Source organism: Allofournierella sp. (assembly GCF_017889395.1).
In the GTDB taxonomy this organism is placed as follows: Bacteria; Bacillota; Clostridia; order Oscillospirales; family Ruminococcaceae; genus Allofournierella.
The window spans coordinates 1-3,358 of the sequence record NZ_JAGHKE010000136.1 but is presented as its reverse complement, the minus strand read 5'-3'; the positions used below and the strand labels follow the sequence as shown (position 1 = coordinate 3,358).

At 63.8% G+C, this 3,358-nt stretch carries 3 protein-coding genes; all 3 read left to right on the top strand.

From position 1 onward, the window contains the following. Window positions 1-1,236: DEAD/DEAH box helicase (locus tag J7G73_RS12670; RefSeq protein ID WP_291246528.1), on the top strand; the 1,236-nt coding region annotated here is incomplete at its 5' end. After that, window positions 1,233-2,066 (top strand): putative RNA methyltransferase, encoded by an 834-nt coding sequence (locus J7G73_RS12665; RefSeq protein WP_291246527.1) that lies wholly within the window; start codon window positions 1,233-1,235, stop codon window positions 2,064-2,066. The genes J7G73_RS12670 and J7G73_RS12665, both read left to right, overlap by 4 nt. A gap of 237 nt (window positions 2,067-2,303) precedes the next feature. Further along, the coding region (locus J7G73_RS12660) for an FprA family A-type flavoprotein (RefSeq protein ID WP_291246526.1) at window positions 2,304-3,358 on the top strand (1,055 nt) is incomplete at its 3' end.

Here is a 3,358-nt window from a genome sequence, read left to right as displayed (position 1 = left end):
CTGCCCGCCCAGCGCCAGAACCTGCTGTTCAGCGCCACCATGCCCAAAGAGATCGAGCAGCTGGCAAACAGCATCCTGAAAAAGCCGGTCACCGTGAAGGTGGACCCGGTGAGCAGCACCGTGGAACGGATCGAGCAGAGCCTTTACTTTGTGAACAAGCCGGACAAAAAGCGGCTGTTGGCCAAGCTCCTGGCCGACCCGGCGGTGACCAGTGCACTGGTGTTCAGCCGCACCAAGCACGGGGCCAACGCCATCGCCACCTTTTTGAACAAGCAGGGCATCGGGGCGGCGGCCATCCACGGCAACAAGAGCCAGAGCGCCCGAGTGGCCGCGCTGGACAGCTTCAAGGCGGGCAAGATCCGCGCCCTGGTGGCCACCGACATCGCCGCCCGCGGCATCGACATCAACGAGCTTTCCCATGTGTTTAACTTTGATCTGCCCGAGGTGCCTGAGACCTACGTGCACCGCATCGGCCGCACCGGCCGGGCCGGGGCTGAGGGCGTGGCCATCAGCTTCTGCAGCCCGGAGGAGAAGGAATATCTGGCAGGCATCGAAAAGCTGAACCGGAAGAAGATCCCGGTGCTGGAGCTGCCGGACCTGGGCGAGCGCCCGGAGCCCGCCGTTTTGGTTCAGCCCGCACCCCGCCCCGAGCGCCGGAAGGCAAAGCCCGAGCCGCAGGCGGAACAACCCAAAACCGAACAAAAGCAGGCCGTCAAAGCGCCTGAAAAACAGCAGGAGGTTAGCAACGTGGAAGAAAAGAACACCCAGGCTGGCCAGCCCCTTTCGGCCAGTGCAAAGCGCCGCCGCCGCCGTCGCCGCGCGGCAGGCAAGGCCGCGGAGGCAGCGGCTCAGGAGACCGCAAAGCGGGAGGAGAGCGGCGAGCGTTCCGAGCGCAATGAACGAAACGAGCGGAGTGACCGCAGCGACCGCCCGGCGGAAAAGCAGCCCGCAAAGCAGACCGCTTCCGGCCGGGAAAAGGCCCAGAGCGGCCGCGGTCAGCAGAAGAACGCCGCCCGCCCCGAGCAAAAGCAAACCCAGCGGAATACCGGCCGTGGCCAGCAAAAGCCCGCTCGTGCGGAAAAGCAGCCCCGGCAGGTGGCCCCGGTCAAGGACGAGGACCCGGGCCTGCTGCTGATCTCCCGCAAGCCTCCGGCCCAGAAGTTCGCCAGCTTTGAGGAGTACATGAAGAGCCACGGCGGCTTCTCCGAGCCCATCGAGGGCGAGGCGGAGGAATGAGCGGCTTCGTGTGCCCGGTGTGCGGCAAGGTCCTGAGTGAAAACGGCGGCGCGCTGCGCTGCGCGGCGGGCCACAGCTTCGACAGGGCGAAAGAGGGCTATGTGAACCTGCTGCTGGCCAGCCGGATGCACAGCAAGCTCCCCGGCGACAGCAAGGAGATGGTGGCCGCCCGCAACCGGTTTCTGAACGGGGGCGGCTACGCCCCCTTCGCTGCCGAGCTGGCCCGGCTGTGCGCGGAGCTTGCCCGCAAAAAGGGCGGCGTGCTGCACATTCTGGACGCGGGCTGCGGCGAGGGCTATTACGACGAAGCCATCTGCACCGAGCTGGAACGGCAGGGTCTGCCCTTTGAGCTGGCCGGGTTCGACATCAGCAAGGCCGCGGTGCGGCTGGCGGCAAAGCGTAAGCTGCCCGGCGCGGCCTTCGCGGTGGCCAGCAGCTTCGCCGCCCCGGTGGAAAGCGGCTGGGCCGATGTGGTGCTGAACATCTTTTCTCCCTTCGCGGGGGAGGAGTTCCACCGCTGCCTTGCCCCCGGCGGCACCCTCATCTACGCGGTGCCCACCGCCGGGCATCTGATGGGTTTGAAGGACGTGCTCTATGACGAGCCCTATGAAAACCCCTGCCAGCAGGTGGACTACCCGGGCTTTTCTCTGGCCGGGGAGACCCGGGTGGAGGAGCGCATCACCGTACAGGGTCAGGCCATCGGCGATCTGTTCGCCATGACCCCCTATTACTGGAAGACCCCTGCCGAAGGCAGCGCCCGTCTGGCCCGGCTGGAGCGGCTGGAAACCCCCATCGGGTTCCGCTTTTTGCTCTACGACCGGCGGGATTGATAAAAAAACATCATTTTGTTGCCGATGCAACATAGAGGTGCTTTTATTCGCCGTATAATAAGGTGTATTTTAATAGAGGCAACACCGCACAATTCACGCCAAAATTTTCCGGCGTGTTTCACCGCCCGGAATGATGCGGCGCTGCCTGAGAAACGCAAAGCGGCGGTCTGCCGCGGCGCGCACGGCAAATCATATCAATAAGGCGGCCAGCCCGCCCGATAAAGGAGAGAATCGACAATGGGAGCATTACAGGCTAAAGAAAACATCTGGTGGGTCGGCGTGCAGGACCCTGATCTGCGCGTGTTCGATATCGTGATGTACAGCGAGTACGGTACCAGCTACAACGCCTACGTGGTGAAGGGCGCCGAAAAGACCGCTGTGTTCGAGACCGTAAAGGCCAAGTTCTTCGACCAGTATCTGGAGAACCTGAAGGAAGTCTGCGACCCCGCCACCATCGACTACATCGTGGTGGGCCACACCGAGCCCGACCATGCCGGCGGCGTGGAGAAGCTGCTGGCTCTGGCTCCCAATGCCACTGTTGTGGGCAGCGCCACCGCCCTGACCTTCCTGAAGGAGATCGTGAACCATCCCTTCAAGAGCCAGGTCGTGACCGAGAAGGACCAGATCGACCTGGGCGGTATGCACCTGGAGTTCCTGAGCGTGCCCTTCCTGCACTGGCCGGACAGCATGTACACCTACATCCCCGAGGCCAAGGCCCTGTTCACCGTGGACTCCTTCGGCTGCCACTATTCCGATGACCGGGTGTTCAACGACCAGATCGAGGGCGACTTCGAGGCCGCTTACAAGTACTACTTCGACAACATCATGGGTCCCTTCAAGCCCTTCGTGCTGAAGGCTCTGAACCGGATCAAGGATCTGGACATCGAGTTCATCGGCAACGGCCACGGCCCCGTGCTGCGCACCAACATCCAGCACTACTTTGACCTGTACCGCAAGTGGGCCACCCCCGTGAAGAAGGCCCCCGAGGACCGGAACGTGGTCATCGCCTATGTATCCGCCTACGGTTACACCAAGCAGCTGGCCGAGACCATCGCCGAGGGCCTCGCGGACGGCGGCGTGCAGCACATCCAGATGTTTGACCTGGTCACCGACGACAACGCCGCTGCCAAGGCTGCGCTGCAGTCCTCCGACGGCTTCCTGCTGGGCAGCCCCACCCTGGTGGGCGACGCTCTGCCTCCCATCTACGAGATGCTGGTGGGCCTGAACCCCATCATCCACCGCGGCCTGCCCGCCGCTGCCTTCGGCAGCTACGGCTGGAGCGGCGAGGCGGT

Coding starts and splice junctions, on each gene's coding strand:
- J7G73_RS12665 (WP_291246527.1), top strand. CDS start 1,233: ATGAGCGGCTTCGTGTGCCCGGTGTGCGGCAAGGTCCTGAGTGAAAAC.